This is a genomic window from Chitinophagales bacterium (assembly GCA_019638515.1).
Lineage (GTDB): Bacteria > Bacteroidota > Bacteroidia > Chitinophagales > LD1 > UBA7692.
Map to the genome: position 1 here is coordinate 63,440 of JAHBTS010000008.1, position 19,643 is coordinate 83,082.

The 19,643-nt window shown below is 40.5% G+C and carries 11 protein-coding genes and 1 tRNA gene; 7 read left to right on the forward strand and 5 right to left on the reverse strand.

The features are described 5' to 3' along the window. Positions 1 to 41 precede the first annotated feature (41 nt). Positions 42 to 2,681 carry an LPS-assembly protein LptD gene (locus KF872_11930; GenBank protein MBX2904248.1) on the forward strand — a complete coding sequence of 880 codons (2,640 nt, stop codon included), beginning with the start codon at positions 42 to 44 and terminating at the stop codon, positions 2,679 to 2,681. Here KF872_11930 and KF872_11935 read toward each other — a convergent pair. The 5 genes from KF872_11935 to KF872_11955 all read right to left on the reverse strand — a co-directional run bounded on the left by KF872_11935 (position 2,678) and on the right by KF872_11955 (position 10,075). Further along, a complete protein-coding gene (locus tag KF872_11935) occupies positions 2,678 to 5,233 on the reverse strand; it encodes a DNA translocase FtsK 4TM domain-containing protein (GenBank protein ID MBX2904249.1) in 2,556 nt (851 codons plus the stop codon). The two genes, KF872_11930 and KF872_11935, sit on opposite strands and share 4 nt — an antisense overlap. Positions 5,234 to 5,375: 142 nt before the next feature. Then, positions 5,376 to 6,662 carry an acetyl-CoA C-acyltransferase gene (locus KF872_11940; protein MBX2904250.1) on the reverse strand — a complete coding sequence of 429 codons (1,287 nt, stop codon included), beginning with the start codon at positions 6,660 to 6,662 and terminating at the stop codon, positions 5,376 to 5,378. 46 nt (positions 6,663 to 6,708) lie between these two features. Continuing rightward, positions 6,709 to 8,112 (reverse strand): hypothetical protein, encoded by a 1,404-nt coding sequence (locus tag KF872_11945; GenBank protein ID MBX2904251.1) that lies wholly within the window; start codon positions 8,110 to 8,112, stop codon positions 6,709 to 6,711. A 107-nt stretch (positions 8,113 to 8,219) separates the two neighbouring features. Beyond that, positions 8,220 to 9,287 (reverse strand): glycosyltransferase family 4 protein, encoded by a 1,068-nt coding sequence (locus tag KF872_11950; GenBank protein MBX2904252.1) that lies wholly within the window; start codon positions 9,285 to 9,287, stop codon positions 8,220 to 8,222. Then, the gene (locus KF872_11955) at positions 9,287 to 10,075 is read right to left on the reverse strand and encodes a polyphosphate kinase (protein ID MBX2904253.1); all 789 of its coding nucleotides are present in this window, start codon (positions 10,073 to 10,075) and stop codon (positions 9,287 to 9,289) included. The genes KF872_11950 and KF872_11955 overlap by 1 nt, the downstream gene beginning before the upstream one ends. Positions 10,076 to 10,199: 124 nt before the next feature. Between KF872_11955 and KF872_11960 the strand changes: the two genes are divergently transcribed. From KF872_11960 to KF872_11985, 6 genes are all read left to right on the forward strand, one after another. Further along, entirely contained in the window at positions 10,200 to 13,073 is a 2,874-nt protein-coding gene (locus tag KF872_11960; protein ID MBX2904254.1) for a gliding motility-associated C-terminal domain-containing protein, read from the forward strand. 408 nt (positions 13,074 to 13,481) lie between these two features. After that, positions 13,482 to 13,563: transfer RNA gene (locus KF872_11965), tRNA-Leu, on the forward strand. Positions 13,564 to 13,675: 112 nt separating this feature from the next. Continuing rightward, positions 13,676 to 14,023 (forward strand): hypothetical protein, encoded by a 348-nt coding sequence (locus KF872_11970; GenBank protein MBX2904255.1) that lies wholly within the window; start codon positions 13,676 to 13,678, stop codon positions 14,021 to 14,023. A gap of 61 nt (positions 14,024 to 14,084) precedes the next feature. Then, positions 14,085 to 15,341, forward strand: coding sequence for a TolC family protein (locus KF872_11975; protein MBX2904256.1), 1,257 nt, complete (start codon positions 14,085 to 14,087; stop codon positions 15,339 to 15,341). 17 nt (positions 15,342 to 15,358) lie between these two features. Then, complete coding sequence (locus tag KF872_11980) at positions 15,359 to 16,465, forward strand: efflux RND transporter periplasmic adaptor subunit (protein MBX2904257.1); 1,107 nt, start codon at positions 15,359 to 15,361, stop codon at positions 16,463 to 16,465. A 41-nt stretch (positions 16,466 to 16,506) separates the two neighbouring features. After that, positions 16,507 to 19,605, forward strand: coding sequence for an efflux RND transporter permease subunit (locus tag KF872_11985; GenBank protein ID MBX2904258.1), 3,099 nt, complete (start codon positions 16,507 to 16,509; stop codon positions 19,603 to 19,605). Positions 19,606 to 19,643: the final 38 nt, after the last annotated feature.

Here is a 19,643-nt window from a genome sequence, read left to right on the forward strand (position 1 = left end):
ATTATCTTCTAAAACTGTTGAATATCACCACAGTTGCGCTATTGTCTATTTTTTTATTTTCAACAAGTGCAGTGGCGCAGCAGGGCGGAAAATCTACTTCTACCCGCCAGGCTTTAATGGGTGTGCGCGATACTTTGGCGGTTGCCGATACGCTTGCACCTAAGCGCGATACTGCCAAGGTAGAAAAGGTAGATACGCTTGCTTTAAAATTTGCAGATAGCGAGATTAAGAACCCTATCAACTACACTGCCGAAGATTCAATTGTGTATGATTTAGAAACGCGCACCATGCTGTTGTACAATAAGGCAGATGTAAAGTACGATAACATTGCGCTGGCAGCCGATTCTGTAGAGTTCGATTGGAAAACATTTACACTTTCTGCCGGAGGAAAGAAAAACGATTCTACCGGAGAGGTATCGGGCAAGCCGGTGTTTACTGAATCGGGAAAAGAGTATCGCGCAGGGCGAATGGCATACAATTTCAAAACCAAGCGCGGAAAAATTTTTGATGTAATTACCCAAGAAGGCGAGGCGTATATTCATAGTGAAGCTGTGAAGCGAAATGAATTTGAAGAATGGTATAGCCTTAGAGCCAAATACACTACATGTAATTTAGATCACCCGCATTTTTATTTTCAGTCTAAGAAGGTAAAAGTGGTGCCCAATAAAGTATTGGTTACAGGACCCGCCAATTTGGTGGTGGGTGGGGTGCCAACACCTTTGTTTATTCCTTTCGGTATTTTTCCGGCAAAGCAGGGCAGGCGTTCTGGTTTAATTATTCCTAAGCCGGGGCAAGATGTGCAGTATGGATTTTTCTTGCGCGAAGGCGGTTATTTTTGGGCTGTAAACGATTATTTCAATTTGAAGTTTACGGGCGATGTTTTCACCAATGGTACTTTTGGTGTAAATGTGGGTTCGCAGTATAAAGTAAACTACAAGGCCAGCGGTAATATTGCTTTTACTTATTACCGTACCCAGCCTGCCGATCCGGATTTGCCCAATGCAAAGGCCACCAATGCTTTTGGCTTTCAATGGAATCATACGCAAGACCCAAAGAGTATGCCCAACTCTAATTTTTCGGCAAACATAAATGCACAGAGTAGTAATTTTTACAATGCTTCCCGCGTAACCGATTCGCGTGTGTTGCAAACGCAGTTTAATTCCGGAGCTTCGTTTTCGCGCGTGTTTCCGGGCAAGCCGGTTTCGCTTTCGCTAAACTTTAACCATGCTCAAAATTTGTTGAACAAAACGGTGAGTATTCAGTTTCCTGTATTCCGTTTGAATGTGTCGCGCATTACTCCGTTTAAACAAAAAATATCAACCGGAAAACCAAAGTGGTTCGAGAATATCGGTTTTCAGTATTCGTTTGAAGCTAAGGCTGTGCTGAATACATACGATAGTTTATTTTTTAGGAAAGAGACTTTTACAAGAGATTTAAAGTATGGTATCAACCAGAACTTTTCAATAGATGCACCTATTACTTTTTTTAAGTACTTCAATTTTAATCCGGCATTCAACTATCAAGAACGATGGTATTTTCAAAAAGAAACCAAGCAGTGGAATCCGGATACTGTGTATGTGGTAAATGAAGGCACCGGAAAAATAGATACGCTCAACGGAAGAGTGCTCAACGATACTACTTTTGGTTTTTATGGAGTGCGCGATTTTTCGGTATCGGCTTCGCTTACTACTAAAGTTACGGGTGTATTTAATTTTAAGGGAAAATGGGTGAAAGCAATACGGCATATTTTTACGCCTTTGGTGGCATTTACTTACAAGCCCGATTTTGGTTCGCCACTATGGAAATACTATACCAATGTGCAGTCGAATGCGCAAGGCGATATGCTTAATTATTCACCTTATCAGATTTCTAATCCTGTGGGTTATGGAATACCATCGCAGGGGCAGGTTGGGCAAATTAGTTTTCAGTTAAATAACAACTTTGATGTAAAGGCGTATTCTAAAAAAGATACGGTAAATCATGTGCAGTATCTTGGCATTTTGGAGCGTTTTAATATCAGTGGCGGCTATAACTTTTTGGCCGATTCTTTGCGCTTGCAGCCGTTTGTATTTGCAGGTAACTCACGCATTTTAAGCAACTTGGTGTTAAACTTTAATTTTGTTTTCGATCCTTACGCTACCGATTCCAATAACCGAAAAATAAATACATTCTATTACAGTAAAACGGGGCAGTTGCTGCGTTTTTCATCGGCTAATTTTGCGTTGAATGCTACGTTCCAAGGTAAGCGTAAAAGCGGTGCTGCTGCGGCTGCTCCACTGCCTAAGGGTATGAGCGATTATGTGTCGCTTAATCCCGATGATTATTACGATTTCAATATTCCGTGGACGGTAAATGTGGCGTATAACTTTGATATTACACGCGGTACAGTGCAAAATCCCGATACGGTGGTTACCACACAATCGCTGCGTGTTGCCGGAGATTTTAACCTAACGCCCAATTGGAAATTTGCAGTTAGCACGGGGTTCGATTTTATGCAGAAGTTGCCTTCGCTTACCAATCTTTCGGTAATAAGAAATTTACATTGCTGGGAGCTGAGCTTTAACTGGACGGCCTTTCCGGTACAGTTGCAGCAATTTGTAATTGAACTGAAAGTAAAATCGAGTGTGTTGCAGGATTTGAAACTTACGCGCAGGCGTACCTTCTTGCAAGGTGGTTTTTAGCCACGCAATTTTTGAAGAAAGGCTTCTAACTCTGCTTCGGTTTTAAACTTTACTTCGCGGGCTTTACTGCCCACGTTTTCACCAACAATTCCTGCTTCTTCGAGTTGATCCATCAAGCGTCCGGCACGGTTGTAGCCCAGTTTCATTCTGCGTTGAATAAGCGAAGTAGAGCCTACTTGGTTTTGAACAATTATTCTGGCGGCATCTTCAAATAATTCATCGCGTTCTCCATCGGCAAAGAAATCGTCTTCGCCTCCGCTTCCTTTTTCGCTTTTAGGGTCAATATATTCAGGTAGTTCAAATGCAGTTGGGTAGCCCAATTGCTCTGCAATATAATTGCGCACCATTTCAACTTCTGGTGTATCTACAAAACCGCATTGTAAGCGCAGCATATCGCTGCCTACGCTCAAAAGCATATCGCCTCTACCAATAAGTTGTTCTGCTCCACCTTGGTCTAAGATAGTTCTGGAATCTATTTTAGAAGTTGTTTTAAATGCAATGCGCGCTGGGAAGTTGGCTTTAATAGTACCTGTAATAATATTTACCGAGGGGCGCTGTGTGGCCAAAATTAAGTGAATACCAATGGCGCGTGCCAACTGTGCCAAGCGGGCAATAGGCATTTCTACTTCTTTGCCTGCCGTCATAATTAAATCGGCAAATTCATCTACTACCAACACTATGTAAGGCAAAAATTTATGCCCGTTTTGCGGATTTAGTTTACGGCTAATAAACTTGGCATTGTATTCTTTAAGGTTGCGCGCTCCTGCTTTTTTCAGCAATTCGTAGCGGCTGTCCATTTCTACGCAAAGTGCATTGAGTGTAGTAACTACTTTTTTGGTGTCGGTAATAATGGCATCGGCTTCGCCAGGCAGCTTAGCAAGGAAGTGTTTTTCTAATGCTTCGTATAAACTCAATTCTACCTTTTTGGGATCTACCAATACAAATTTTAATTGCGAAGGATGTTTTTTGTAAAGCAATGAAACTATAATAGAGTTGATACCAACCGATTTTCCTTGCCCTGTGGCGCCCGCCATAAGCAAGTGTGGCATTTTGGCAAGGTCGGCTACGTAAATTTCGTTGCTAATAGATTTACCCAAGCAAATAGGTAAATCGGCTGAGGTGTTTTGAAATTTATCGCTCGCCAAAAGGCTTTTCATGGAAACTATTTCTTTATTGATGTTAGGCACTTCAATACCAATAGTTCCCTTGCCCGGAATAGGTGCAATAATGCGGATTCCAAGTGCTGCAAGGCTTAGAGCAATATCGTCTTCTAGGTTTTTAATTTTTGAAATGCGCACACCCGGTGCCGGCACTATTTCATACAAAGTTACAGTAGGCCCAACTGTGGCTTTAATTTTTGAAATCTCAATTTGGTAGTTGTTGAGTGTGGCAACAATTTGATTTTTATTGCGCTCTAACTCTTCTTTGTCTAGGTTTATTTTTTCGGAACCGTGCTCTTCGAGCAAGTTCAATGTGGGCATTTTGTAATTCGATAAATCTTCGGTGGGGTCGTAAGGTGTGGTGAGGTTGTGGTTTTGTACCACTACTTCTTCTTGTTCTCCGGTTTCAACAATATCTAAATCTAAGTTTTCTTCAACACTTGCAGGCGGTGCAACCACTTTGTTTTGCACGGTTACTACTTCTATGGTTTCATCAAATTCGAGATCGAGCGTGTTGGTATCCGTTTCTTTTTCGAGGTTATCTTTTGCAAAAATATTCTCGGAAGGGTCGCGATAATCGGGGGCGAAATCTACGGCTTGCGCAGTAGCGTTTTCTACTGAGGGTGCAATGGGTTGCTCTTTGCGTTTAAACCAGTGCAGCATATTGCCAAAGCTAATGTTGTAAATAGCTACGCCAATTACCAGTGCGGCAACAACTAGGGTTGCAAATACTCCGGGAATGCCTACTAAACCGGTAAGCCAGCCATAGCTTCCGGTTAAGAAATTACCAATGGCACCGCCCCACGCCAATACCGATTGTGGAAAGACCAAATAGTTGGTGAAGGCTAGTGCAGCAGAAAACCAAATGGCGAGCATAAGACCGTTTATGCTCATTTTGAGCACGTTGAAAATTCTTTTTTGCAACAGCAAGTTGAAGCCCGCGGCAAACGAAATGGCAACAACAATAAAAGATGAAAAGCCAAAGAGATTATTGAAAAACAAATTAGCTAATACAGCGCCCAATCTGCTCAGTGCATTTTTAGCTTTTACAGAATCATCGGTAAGTGTTTCTAATGAATTTCCATGAATGAGCGATTGATCTTCTTCTACGGTAAAGAGGAAAGAAGTGAGTGCTACTGCCAAAAAAAATGAAAATAGCAGCAGCAGCAGACCTGTAATTTTTAAGGCGCGTCCGTCCTTTAAAAAGTTGGGTTCTTCAACCGGAGTATCAAAGTTTTCTTCCTTTTTTTTCACGGTTTTTTTGTTGGTGTTATCTTTTGACTGTTTAGGCTTTTGAGGTTTTTCTTTAGCTTCTTCAGCTATATCCGGTTCTTGGGTGGCAGCCTTCTTTTTTTTCTCTTTAAATGTATTTTCAAAAACAACTTCTTCCATGGATGCTAATTCAACGAAACGAAATTTCGTTCATTGCATTCATATTGGTGCAAAACGATATAAACAGGCAAGAAAGTGTGTATAGGGAATTGTACCATTAGCCAAGCAGCGGTTGCGATAGATAGCGTACGCTGCTTGCTTTTTAAGCCTCGTATTTTTCTAAAATCATGGCATGGCCGTGTCCTCCGGCTGCACAGGCGGTAATGAGTGCGTATTTGCCATTTTCGTGGTGCAAACGGTTAGATGCAGTGGTTACTAAACGCGCACCGGTGGCTCCAAATGGATGACCGATGGAAAGTGAACCGCCCCAAAGGTTAAATTTGTCCATTGGGATATTTCCGATGGCTTTGTCGCGCCCTAATTTTTGGCGTGCAAAATCATCGCTGGCAATACATTTTAGGTTAGTGAGAATTTGGCCTGCAAAGGCTTCGTGAAATTCAAATACATCTATATCGCTGAGCGATAAACCTGTTTGCGTTAGTATTTTTGAAGTAGCATAAGTTGGACCGAGCAGCAACTCGTTTTCCATATCTTGAGCCACAAAGTTATAGGCATGTATTTTTGATTTTGGAAGAAGTCCGAGTTCTTTGGCTTTTTCTTCGGTGGTAATTAGCACACATGCTGCGCCATCGGTTAAAAACGATGCATTAGCAGCAGTAATGGTGCCCCCATTTTTTACAAAGGCAGGTTTTAATTTTGAAATTTTTTCGGAGGTGGTGTCGCCTCGGTAGCCATTGTCTTTGGTAATCTTTTTAAAAGATGGTGGCAATTCTACCGGCACTACTTCGCGTAGCAGTGTACCGTTATCGAATGCTTGTGCCGTAAGTTGGTGCGAGCGGGCGGCAAAGGCATCTTGTTCTTGGCGATTAACACCGTAGCGGGCTGCTAAAATATCGCAATCTAAACCCATTGTTTTTTGAGTTAAAAACTCTGCAATGGCGGGTGCTTCGGGAACAAAATCTTTTGGTCGTAATCCTAAAATAAATTTGAGCGTGTCTGCAAAGCCTTTTAATTTTTGAGCTTTAAAAAGCTTTTTACGCATGGCTTTGTTGAATAGAATAGGTGCATCGCTGCAACTATCGGTGCCGCCAGCAATTACTACTTCGGCTTGCCCGCTTTGTATAATGTTGGCGCCTGTTACAATTGCTTGGTTGGCACTAATACATGCCATAGTAACTGTGTGGCAAGGCGTGCTTTGCGGAATGCCGGCAGTAACGGCAGCTTCGCGCGCTACGTTTCCTGTTTTTACATTTTGTATAGTAGTGCCCATTACTACATAGTCCACTTTTTCTGGCGCTAAACCTGTTTTATGCAATAGGCCTTTTATGGCAAACTGCCCAAGTTGGTAGCTCATTAAATCCATGTAGTCGGTACCGGAACGCAAAAACGGAGTACGGCAACCATCTATTACAACTATATTCTTACTCATAATTTTGTATGAAGTGTTTAAAGATATTAGGCGTGAATTGATTGAATTAGCTCAATAATTCTTGTTTGGCTTTAATTAAAATCTCCTCTACTCTTTCGTGCGAAATTGCTTCTGCATAAACGCGGAGCAGTGGCTCTGTTCCGCTGGCGCGAATCATGAGTGTTTCTTCATCTTGTAAATAATATTTCCATCCGTCAATATCCTCTACTTTTGTTACCGGAATATCTCCGAACTTCTTGAAGTCGCCTGCTTTGCAACGTGCAATTATTTCTTGCTTTTTGTTCTCTTCTAAATGTAGATCTAAGCGGTTGTAGGCAAACTTTCCAACAATTTCATATACTTCTTCAATAAGTGCTTCGAGCGAAGTGTTTGTTTTGGCAAGGTGTTCAATTAAAACTAAGCCATCCCAAATGCCATCGCGCTCAGGAATGTGCCCTTTTACGGCAATTCCGCCACTTTCTTCGCCACCAACCAGCACGTCTTCTTCCTGCATAATTTCACAAATGTATTTGAAGCCTATTTTGGTAACTTGAACCGGTAAGTTATAGTGTTCGCAAAGCTTTTTTACCTTGTTTGAAACAGAGAAAGCAATTACTACTTTGCCATTTAATCCTTTGTATTTGTGCAGCACGTGAATAAGCAACAAAATAATATGATGGGCATCTACAAATGCTCCTTTGCGATTGTATAAGCCAATTCTATCGGCATCGCCATCGGTAGCGATGGCAACATCAATATGTTTAGATTGCTTTATGTACTCAGAAAGTTCTTGCAGGTTTTTGTGAATAGGCTCGGGGGCTTGGCCGTAAAACGAAGGATTGTATTCGCAATGCAATAAATCGGCATGCGGCATGAGGCGAGGGAAAATACTTTGCCCGGCACCGTACATGGCATCGTATGCTACCACTAGTTCCGAATCGCTGATGCCTTCTAAGTCGAAGTACGCAGAGGCGTGTTCAAAATACATGGTTTCTAAATCTACATATTCCAGTAATTGCAGTTCGCTCCAGTATTCTAAACTTTTATCGGCAAGGTGGTATTGCTCGGGCACTAGCTGTTCAATTTCTGTGATGTGTTTTTGAATAAGTGGTCCTCCGTGCTTGCTTTTTAGTTTGTAACCATTGTATGAAGGCGGGTTGTGGCTTGCCGTAAAAATTACACCTAGTTCGCAGTTTAGTTTTTTTGCAGCAAGCGAAATCATGGGTGTGCTTACAAAGTTGGTATCGTAGAATACTTTAATGTTGTTGGCGCAAAATACGTTAATGGCAGTATGCGCAAAGAGGCTGCCTCCAAAACGGCAATCGAAACCCACTACTACCGATGGGTTTGAGTTGTGTTGAAGCATCCAATCGGCAGTGGCTTTAGCTACCCGCATTACATTTTCTACCGTAAAGTCTTTTGCAATAATGGCACGCCAACCATCGGTTCCGAATTTAATTTCTTTGTTCATTGTAACGTAATTAAGAAGTCGAAAATAGAAGGCAATTCAAGTTTTGCAAAATGAAAATATAAATAGGCTGCTTTTAGTGCTCGAAAGCTGATGAAGTGCCCAATATACTATTTAAAGAGTTGTAAGAAGTTTGGTGTGTTTGCTTTTACCGAAAAGTGAGTTTGAATTTTTTGCTGAGCATTTTCTCCAAATGCGGTGCGGAGGTTTGGGTTGCTTAAAAGTTGCAGCAACGCATTTTCCCAATCTTGATTGGTGCTGCACAAAAAACCGTTTTGCTGGTGATCTACAATTGCGGTATTTACGCCCACGGGAGCTACTATGGCAGGAATGCCCAAGCTCATGTATTGCAAGGCTTTAAATCCACATTTGCCGCGGCTCCAATCGTCATCGGTAAGTGGCATAATGCCAATATGAAAGCGGAGTAAATCGTTTATTTCGGTTTCCTTTTTCCATGGAATAAATTCAACATTCTGTAAACTTAGTTCGGGATCTTTGTTTGAAATAATTACTAAAGAAAAGTTGATTTTGGATTGTACACTTTGTAATGCCGGAATAATATCGTTTAAGTATTTTAAGGTAGTGTGCGTGCCTGTCCAACCAATTTTTATTGGTGTGGTAGATTGATCTTTTTTACCACTGTGATAATTTTCTAAATCAATAGTTGTGGGATTGATTACCACATTTGAGTTGAACTGCTTGGCATAATTTGCCAAGAAAGCATTGCCACAACTGCATTTGTAAGCCCATTTGCAAATAAGTGCCGTTTTGCTGTGCCATTTAATAGATGCCACTATTTTGTTTTCTCCCGAAGTGTTTGGAAGCCATATTGCATCGTCAAAATCAAAGATTACTTTCTTTTTAAACAGCTTGCAAATAAGCCATTCAAAAATGGGAGGACCCAAAGGACTTGCTTCGCGGTGAATAAATACAAAATCGTATTTCCATAATTGAAAAAGGATAGCAAATCTCCGTAAAAATCCGGCTAAAATACCTATTACTTTCTTGAGTGTATAGCCCGGTTTATATAGGATTTTCCAAGTGCTAATGGAAATAAAACTTTGTACCGTAAAGGTATGTTTATTTGCGAGTAGGGCATTAAAATACTGTTCGAAACGGAATCGCTGCGAAGGCGCTTCGTTTATTGGATAGGGTACAAGAAATAAAATATTGCTCACTATTGTTTTTTCCCTTTTTTGGTTGCTGGCGTTTGTTCTATTAAACCTGCTTCTACTCTTGGATATTTCATTTTTAAATCTTCTAATGCTGCCACTACTTTTTGGGCAATTAGCAATTCTTTATACCAATTTTGATCGGCAGGTACTATGTGCCAAGGCACAGCATTACAATGTAAAAATACATCTTCGTATGCTGCCATATAATCGTTCCAGTATTCTCTTTCTTTTAAATCTTGTTGGTTGTATTTCCAGTTTTTAGTAGGGTCGGTTATGCGTTCATTTAGGCGGCTCAGTTGCTCTTCTGGCGAAACATGTAAGTAGAACTTAAGTACCAAAGTTCCTGATTCTACCAATAGTTTTTCGAATGCGTTGATGTGCTCGAACCTTCGTTTTACCTCTGCCATATCTACCCAGTTATGAACTCTTTGAATAAGCACATCTTCGTAGTGCGATCGATTAAAGATATGTATCATGCCTTTTTCGGGCACTTTGCTGTGTATGCGCCAAAGAAAATCGTGTTTCATTTCCAACTCGGTTGGTTTTTTAAATGAATACACTTTACAGCCAATAGGGTTTACGGCATCAAAAACATTCTTTACGGCTCCGTCTTTTCCGGCAGCATCCATGCCTTGTAGAATTACCAATAATGCATGTTTCCCTTCGGCATACATTAAGTTTTGGAGGTCTTCCATGCGAAACTGTAATTGCTGTAACAATTTTTTAGAAGGCTCTTTTTTGAAATTTTTGGGAGCGCGAGTATCAATTTTATTAAGTTTTAGCTTGTTCATATTACTATAAGGATGTTTTAAGCAAACGAAGTTAATTTTTAGAAATTGAAAACTGTTTTTGGTAATAAAGCCGTAACAAAAATCTTGAAAAGTAAAGTTACTTTTGCGCCCCATTTTATTTTTCATGATTCGTAGATTTATAGCAATTGCAGTTTGCCTTACCATCGCACAGTTTTTATCGGCACAGCTTGTACTAAACGAGGTTTCGCAAGGAAGCACGGGCAGTAGAGAGTATGTAGAGTTTGTGGTGGCAGGTACACCATCGTGCGCTTCTTCGTGTGTTGATTTGCGTGGGTGGATAATAGATGATAATAATGGCTTTCATGCTACCGGAAATGGGACCGGAATTGCGGCAGGCTGCTTGCGCTTTCGCAATATAGCACAATGGGCGTGTGTTCCTTATGGTTCAATTATTTTAATATACAACGAGAATGATAAAAACAATTCTATTGCACTGGCAGATGATCCAACAGATGCCAATAACGATAGCGTGTATGTAATTCCGGGTAATTCTACGGTGTTAGAAGGAAATGCCAATTTGCCTTCGGTACCCAATGGCCCATCTTATTCTAGCATTACTTTTACCTCTCCCGGTTCCTGGAATTATGTGTTGATGGGTAATAGCGATGATGCATTTCATTCTGTTTCTCCGGCAGATTTGGCCAATCCGCATTTTGCACTTGGTTGGGGAAACAATACAAGTAATGTGAATATCTACTTTAGTGGTACTGCGGGTGGCAAGGTTTTCTATAATGGAAACGGTACAAATAACAGTCCTTCTTTACAAGCCAACTGGGTTTCGGCAAGCGTTGCCGGCAATGAAACGCCTGGAGCTCCCAATAATGTTGCCAATGCCAATTGGATAGCATCGTTGCGCGCTCAGTCTGCAACTGCTGCTCCGGTTTATACTAATAATGCAGTATGTATTTTAAATGGAGAAAGTATTGTATTGGCAGGGCAGCCAAGAACTACTGCGGGTATTTACAACGATACATTACAGGCAGCCAATGGTTGCGATAGCATTGTTTCAACAACATTAAGAGTAAGTACACCAATTACATTTCCAATTAGTGCACCACCTGCCTGCGATAGCTTTGTGTTTCAGGGTATGGTTTTTAGAAACGATACCATTGTGCGCGATACACTACAAACCTCGTTGGGCTGCGATAGTATTTACAGAGTAGCCACTATTCAGATAAAGCATTCTAAAAGAGATACCGTTGCTGCCTGTATAAATCCGGGCGGCAGCTATTTTGCGGGCGGTGCAAACCAAACTGTACCCGGTTTTTACAGCGATGTTTATACTGCTGCCAATGGTTGCGATAGTGTAAGGGTTACCAATCTTAAACTAGTGTCGCCAACTACGGTTTCGCAAACTGTGCAGGCATGTGGTAGTTATGTGTTTAATGGAAATACCTATACAAGCAATACTATAGTAAGCGATACCCTTCAAACTTTATTGGGGTGCGATAGTATTTATGCAGTATTGAATATTCAAATTACAAGTGTATTGCGCGATACAATACAAGTATGTATCCTTTCGGGCGATAGTTATTTTGCAGGAGGTGCGCTTAGAACAACAGCAGGATTTTATAGCGACACTTTTCATGTAAGTAGTTGCGATAGCATACGCGTGATAGCTCTAAGCGTAGTAGCACCAAGTGCCCAACAGCAAACTGTTTTGGGTTGTGGTAGTGTGGTGGTCAATGGTATAACTTATACAAGCAATACGGTTGTAACCGATACCATACAATCTGTTTTAGGGTGCGATAGTGTGTGGATGCAGTTTACCATTCAGGTAAACCAGGTGGCTGCTACAGTACAAAACGTGTGTATTAACCAAGGGCAAAGTTATTTTGCGGGAGGTGCGAACCAAACTACTTCGGGAACTTATACCGATACGCTGCCTGCTGCCAATGGTTGCGATAGTGTAGTTTCTACCGTTTTAGATGTAATAACAATTGCTAATCAAAATAATTTGCAGCAAGGCTGCGACTCTGTGGTTTTTAATGGTGTAACATATCTGCAAAGCACCACGGTGTTTGATACGCTTCGCAATAGCGCGGGATGTATTACACAAATAACTGCTACTGCTATTGTGGTAAGAACCGCCACTGAAGACACTGTGTATGTTTGTATCAATTCCGGTGGGCAGTATTTTGCGGGCGGAGCTATGCAAACAACAGCAGGACTGTATAGAGATAATTATGTGAGTAACGCAAGTTGCGATAGTGTTGTAATTACAAACTTATCGGTAGTTTCATTCACTAGTTTTGATACAACAATTGCTGCATGCGATTCATTGTTTTTTAATGGAAACATGTATTACCAATCTACCCAGTTGGCAGATACATTGAGGAATGCAGGCGGCTGCGTAACGGCAGTTTCAACCTATCGCATCAATATCGGTAATGAAAAGTACGATAGTGTTTATGCCTGCATAAATCCTGGCGAAAGCTACTTTGCAGGTGGAGCTAACCAAACTGCTTCAGGCACTTTTATTGATACAATTACATCTTCCAACATTTGTAATACCTACCGAATTACATACCTTACACTCATTGTTCCGCTCAGCGACACATTGCCATTGGTTACAGCCATAGATGCTTATGATTGGAATGGCGAAACTTTTACAAGCGATACACTAGCTCAAAAAGTAGTGCTGTCGAAAAATGGCTGCGATAGCATTGTGCGCATACAACCAATTAAAATAAACAAAGTATTGCCATACAATATTTATATGCCCAATGTTTTTTCGCCTAATGATGATGGTGTGAATGATATTCTGCTGCCATTGCATACAGATAATATTGAAGTTCTCGACTTTAAGATTTTTAACCGCTGGGGCGAATTGGTGTATAGAGGAACCGAAGGTTGGGATGGCTATTTTAATGGTGCCAAGCAAAAGCCCGACACTTATGTTTATACCCTGAAAGCACAAGAAAAAGTGCTGAAAACAGTAGAGTTTCTTACCGGAAGTATTACGCTGATACGCTAAAGGTTACAACGTACATTTAGTATTTTTAGAAAGTATTTTCCGATCGCTTTCAATACTGGTGCAGGCTTGTGAAGCCACTTTTTTTGAAGCGTTTTTTACATCTATTGTATAGCCATCGGTGCAAGAACAGCGATACTGTGTACAAGAGCTTATTGTGAAAATAGCAACAGCTAAAACAATGGTTGAATAAATCAGTTTCATAATTCCAAATCTATGTTTATTGCTCGAAATGCAAAATACAGGAAAAAATAAACTAGCAGAGGATAGGCTATAAGCTATGTAACTGAATGTGAATTTTAATTGGAAATAATCGGAATTTATATTTTCGCGCCCATCTGAAACAATTGCTTTATTCTTTGAAAGAAAAAGTTTTCTGCTGATGCAGAAGTAAAATTAAACTGCGCTATTGCCCGGATGGCGAAATTGGTAGACGCGCTCGTTTCAGGTGCGAGAGCCGCAAGGTGTGGGGGTTCGAGTCCCTTTCCGGGCACAAGAAAGCGAAGGTGTGTACCTTCGTTTTTTTTATTTAACACTTTGCCGATAAAAGTGCTGTTACTTTCGCATGGGTGAAAAATTTCGTTTCGAAATTATACTGCTTGATTATGGCTATTGCTACGCTGAATTCGAGTGTAGATGTGCCCGATAATTTGCTGTATAAAAGTGTTGCAAGCAATCGTATTGCAGGCTTTAACGAAATGGAAAGCATTGCAGAGGTAATTGTAGAATTTGCATCGGAAACTAATCAACCTTTCCAAGAGCGAAGGAGTGATGATAGTAACGATGAACATTTCATTAAAAAGGGCAATAGCTTAAAGTTTGCACAGTCTTGTACCATAGAGTCTTTCATTTCTTCCACACGTGTTTTTTTACAGCGCAGAATAGAAGTTCCTTCGCAATACGCATGTAAGTTTATAGAAGAAATTACACCGCCTCCTCCACAGAGTTGTTAGGTTTTTTCTATGCCCATTCAAAGGAGTGGGATTCGCAGTTTTTCTATTAAAATTTTATGGAATGAAGACACTTTTTTTAGTGGCTTCGGTATGCTTGTTTACTATAAGCAATTATGCGCAGGATACGTTGAAAGTAACGCTTGCCGATGCTGAAAGCCGCTTCTTAAAAACTAATTTATTGGTACTTGCCGGGCAATATAATGTAGATGCTCAGCAAGCATTGATAGCCCAAGCTAAGCTATGGGAAAACCCCCGATTTAGTGCAGAATTGAATGCTTACAATGCCGATGCTAATCGAGCATTTGATGTTGGCAGGAACGGGCAAAAAATATTTTCGCTAGAGCAAGTTTTTTACATAGGTGGAAAGAAAAAATGGGAAGTTGAGTTGGCTCGCCAAAATAAAAATGTGGCGGTATTTGAATTGCAAGATTTACTGCGAAGCCTAAAGCTCCAACTTCGTAAAAATTTTTATTCGCTCTACTACGATGGGCAAACCATGAAGAAATTTAATACACAACTTGGTTTGCTGAAAGATATAATTTCTGCCTACGAAGAGCAAGTTCAAAAAGGTAATATATCGCTAAAAGAAGTAGTGCGTCTTAAAGCAATTTACTACGAATTAAATAATCAAAAAACAGAACTGCTCAAGAGCATAATTGATGCTCAGGGGAACCTGCAAGTGCTTTTAGATACTGAAAGCTTTGTGGTGCCAATGGTAGATTCCGGCTTTACCGGAAGGTATAAAAATGCCGTGCTTTCTGTGGAGCAATTGGTAAGCGATGCATTTGCCAATCGCCCCGATTTCAGTATTGAAAAAAGTAAAATGCAAAGTGCAGAAACCAATTTAAAATGGCAGAAGAGTCTTGCCGTTCCGGATTTATCTGTTGGAGGTGTGTACGATCAGCAAGGAAGTGCTTTTAAAAACTATGTGGGGCTAACATTAGGCATGAATTTGCCGTTTTGGAATGTAAATCAAGGCAATATAAAAGCAGCTAAAATTGGCGTGAATGCCACTCAGGCACTTTTGCAACATACAGAGCAGGCACTTAAAGCCGAAGTAAAGGCAGCGTATGAAAAGGTAAAGCGTGTAGAAGAAGAATATCAAACAATAGACAAAACCTATTCTCCTGCATTTGAAGCATTGAATAGTGGTGTAATTGCCAATTTTCAAAAGCGGAATATTTCACTCATCGAATTTGCAGACTTCTTGGAGTCATATAATAATTCGCAAAGTGAGCTAAATAAACTTTACAAAGCACGGATTGCCGCTTACGAAGATTTGAATGCAGCCGTTGGCAAAGAAATTTTTAATCCATAAAACTAATGAGTAACCGTATGAAAAGTAATAGATGTAAACTAATGGCACAACTGCCAATTGCAATAATTAGTAGCATAATAGTAATGATAAGCGCTTGCGGGAAAACGCCTAAACCCGCAACAGAACAGCAGTTTGAACTTTCTGATACCATGTTAGAAAGAACACGTTTTGCTACTGCACATACTGTAAAGCTGCGCAACGAACTTAAAATGTTTGGAAAAATAAAGGCCGACAACAACAAGTTGGTTGAAATAGTGCCGGTGGTTGGCGGTTATGTAACAGCGGTGAATGTGGAGTTGGGCGATTACGTAGAAAAGGGGCAAACCCTTGCCATTATTAGAAGTGGAGAAGTGGCAGAATATGAACGCGAAAAGCTTTCAGCACAAAGTGATGTGTTATTAGCAGAGAAAAATTTGCAGGTAGCAAGAGATTTGTTTAATAGCAAACTCACTTCAGAAAAGGATGTAATAGCAGCTCAAAAAGAATTAGAGAAAGCACAGGCAGAACTAAAGCGCATTACTGAAGTGTTCTCCATTTATAGCCTTTCAAATAATGCGGAGTATTATGTAAAAGCGCCCATTAGCGGTTTTGTAGTGGAGAAAAGCATTAATCGCGATATGCAGTTACGTAACGATCGCAGCGAAAACATTTTTGACATTGCTCAAATAGACGAGGTGTGGGCAGTAGCTAATGTAAACGAAAGCGATATAGCTAAAATTAAGCTGGGTTACGAAGCCGATGTAAAAACAATTAGTTATCCCGATAAAGTTTTTGTAGGTAAAGTAGATAGGATTTTTAATGTGCTTGATCCGGAAACGCGCTCCATGAAAGCGCGCATTAAAATGGCAAATAAAGACTACCTCCTTAAGCCGGAAATGAACTGTTATGTTACACTTAGGTACGAAGAGAATACAAGCATGATTGCTGTTCCTGCTGCTGCTTTGGTGTTTGATAAAAGCAAAAATTTTGTAATGATTTTTAAAGACCGAAAGCATATAGAAACACGGCAGGTAGAGGTGTTTAGGCAGGTGGGAGATATTGCCTACATAGCATCCGGCTTATCGGAAGGTGAAAAAATAATTTCTCAAAACCAACTGCTTATTTACGATGCACTCAACGATTAGTGCAAGTACATTTTCTTAATGGCAATTAAAGTAGTAATAGTATGAATCGGTTTATTAGAAATATAGTTGGCTTTTCGCTCAAGAATAGATTCTTCACCTTCTTTATGGTGGGGGTATTAGTAATAATTGGTATAGTGAGTTTCACCAAAATGCCCATAGAGGCATTTCCAGATGTTACCAATACACAAATAATTATTGTAACGGAGTGGAATGGGCGCAGCGCAGAGGAAGTGGAGCGCTTTGTTACAGTGCCCATAGAAGTAAGCATGAATGCTGTGCAGCGCAAAGTAAACGTACGCAGCGTAACCATGTTTGGACTGAGCGTAATAAAGATAATATTCGAAGATGGCGTAGAAGATTTTTTTGCCCGCCAGCAGGTGAATAATCAATTGCGGAATGTTATGCTGCCCGATGGTGTAGATCCAGATGTGCAGCCGCCTTACGGCCCCACCGGAGAAATTTTTCGCTATGTACTTAAAAGTTCCGATCGCGACACGCGCGAATTGCTTACACTGCAAAACTGGGTGATAGATAGGCAGCTTAGGCAAGTGCCTGGTGTGGCGGATGTGGTGGCATTTGGAGGGCAAGAAAAAATTTATGAAATACAAGTAGATCCCTATAAACTTCAGAAGTATGGTATTACACCATTGGAGGTGTTTGAAGCTGTGAGCAAAAGCAATTTGAATGTAGGAGGAGATATAATCGAGAAAAATGGACAAGCCTATGTAGTGCGCGGTCTTGGACTACTTTCATCTAAAGAAGATATTGAGAATATTATTGTAGATGATTTTAACGATAACCCCATTTTGGTTCGCAACTTGGCAGAGGTAAACGAGAGCAGCGCTCCACGCGTTGGGCAAGTTGGCTTAAACGAAAATAATGATGTTGTAGAAGGAATTATAGTAATGCGCAAGGGCGAAAATCCGAGCGATGTATTAGCTCGTGTAAAGGCAAAAATTGCTGAAATAAACGAAACCATTTTGCCCAAAGATGTAAAAATGGAAACCTTCTACGACCGCGATAACTTAATGACTTATTGCACGCATACAGTAATGCACAACCTTATAGAGGGTATTGTGCTGGTAACTGTTATAGTGTTCATATTTATGGCAGATTGGCGCACCACATTTATAGTGGCGCTCATTATTCCGCTCTCACTTTTATTTGCTTTTATGTGTTTGCAGCTAATGGGCATGAGCGCCAATTTGCTTTCTCTAGGTGCCGTAGATTTTGGAATTATTATTGATGGTGCAGTTGTAATGGTAGAAGGCATGTTTGTAGCGCTCGATTCACTGGCGCATAAGAGTGGCATGGAACGCTTTAATAAGTTGAGTAAGTTGGGCTTAATTAAGCGCACCGGAGGCGAAATGGGCAAAGCTGTTTTTTTTAGCAAGCTCATCATTATCACTGCCTTGTTGCCCATTTTTTCTTTTCAAAAGGTGGAAGGAAAGATGTTTTCTCCCTTAGCTTATACGCTTGGCTTTGCCTTACTGGGGGCACTTATTTATACCCTAACTTTGGTACCGCTTTTGGTTTCTATATTGCTGAAAAAAGACGTAAAGGAAAAGCACAACTTTTTTGTAGTAGCCATAAATAATAGTGTTGAAAAGGCGTTTGGATGGTGCTTTGGAAATAAGCGTTTGAGCCTTACTATTTCTGTAGTTTTTTTGTTACTCACATTGCTTTCTACCCAATTTTTAGGCACAGAATTTTTGCCACAACTCAATGAAGGCGCATTGTGGGTAGAAGCAAAACTGCCTATGAGTTCATCGCTAAGCGAAACGGTAAAAATGGTACATACCTTGCGTAAAGAGTTAATGAGTTTTGATGAAGTAAACGGTGTGCTGTCGCAAACAGGAAGAAGTAACGATGGTACCGATCCCAGTGGATTTTACTATGTGCAAATGCAAGTAAATCTAAAACCAAAAGAAGAGTGGAAACGAAAAATTTCTGTGGACGATTTAATTGAACAAATGGATGAAAAACTGAAGCACTACCAGGGAATAGTGTATAATTATTCGCAACCTATTATTGATAATGTTGCAGAGGCGGTTGCCGGAATAAATGCATCGAACGCGGTGAAGATATATGGCGATGATTTAGATAAGTTAGATGAATATGCCAATGCAGTAATAGCGCAAATACAGCATGTGCGTGGTATAAAAGATGTAGGCATTTTGCGCAATATAGGCCAGCCGGAAATGAGTATTGTAATGGATAAAGAAAAAATGGCGTTGTATGGCGTACAATTGGCAGATGCGCAAGCCGTAATAGAAATGGCAATTGGTGGTAAAACGGCTACACAGAAATACGAGGGCGAGAAGAAATTTGATGTGCGGATACGATACAAAGAAGAATACCGGAAAAGCCAAGAAGATATAGAGCTATTAATGGTGCCAAGTATCAGAAGAGGAAAAATTCCATTAAAAGAAATTGCTACCATTAAAACTCTTACAGGGCCTGCTTTTATTTATAGAGATGGAAAAAGATTTATTGGCGTAAAATTTTCGGTGCGCGAGCGCGATCTCGGCAGTACTATTCAAGAGGCACAAGCAAATGTTGCCAAAGGCATTAAGTTACCTCAGGGTTACAGCATTGCTTGGACCGGAGAGTTTGAAAATCAGGTACGTGCCACCAAGCGTTTACTACAAGTAGTTCCAATAAGTTTGGCGGCAATTTTTATACTGCTCTTTATTACCTTTGGCAATGCGCGCGATGCTTCTTTGGTATTGGTAAACGTGCCATTTGCGCTCATTGGAGGTATTTTGGCATTGCATGTTACAGGTATGAATTTTGGTATTTCTGCCGGTGTTGGATTTATTGCGCTGTTTGGAATTTGTGTGCAGAATGGTGTAATTCTTATTTCAGAATTCAACAAAAATTTGCACAATAAGATGAGCTTAGCCGATAGTATTTTGTTAGGAGTGCGCAATAGAACGCGCCCCGTGGTAATGACCGCTATGATGGCTGCAATAGGTTTACTGCCAGCAGCTATTTCAACCGGCATTGGCAGCGAAAGTCAAAAACCGTTGGCAATAGTAATTATTGGTGGTTTAATTACGGCTACGGTACTTACGTTGCTTATTTTTCCGAATGTGTATTGGTTGTTTTATAGAAAGCAACACGATATGTTAAGATAGTTTTAGGCAACTGTTTTGCAGAAAGGCTATCTTCGCAA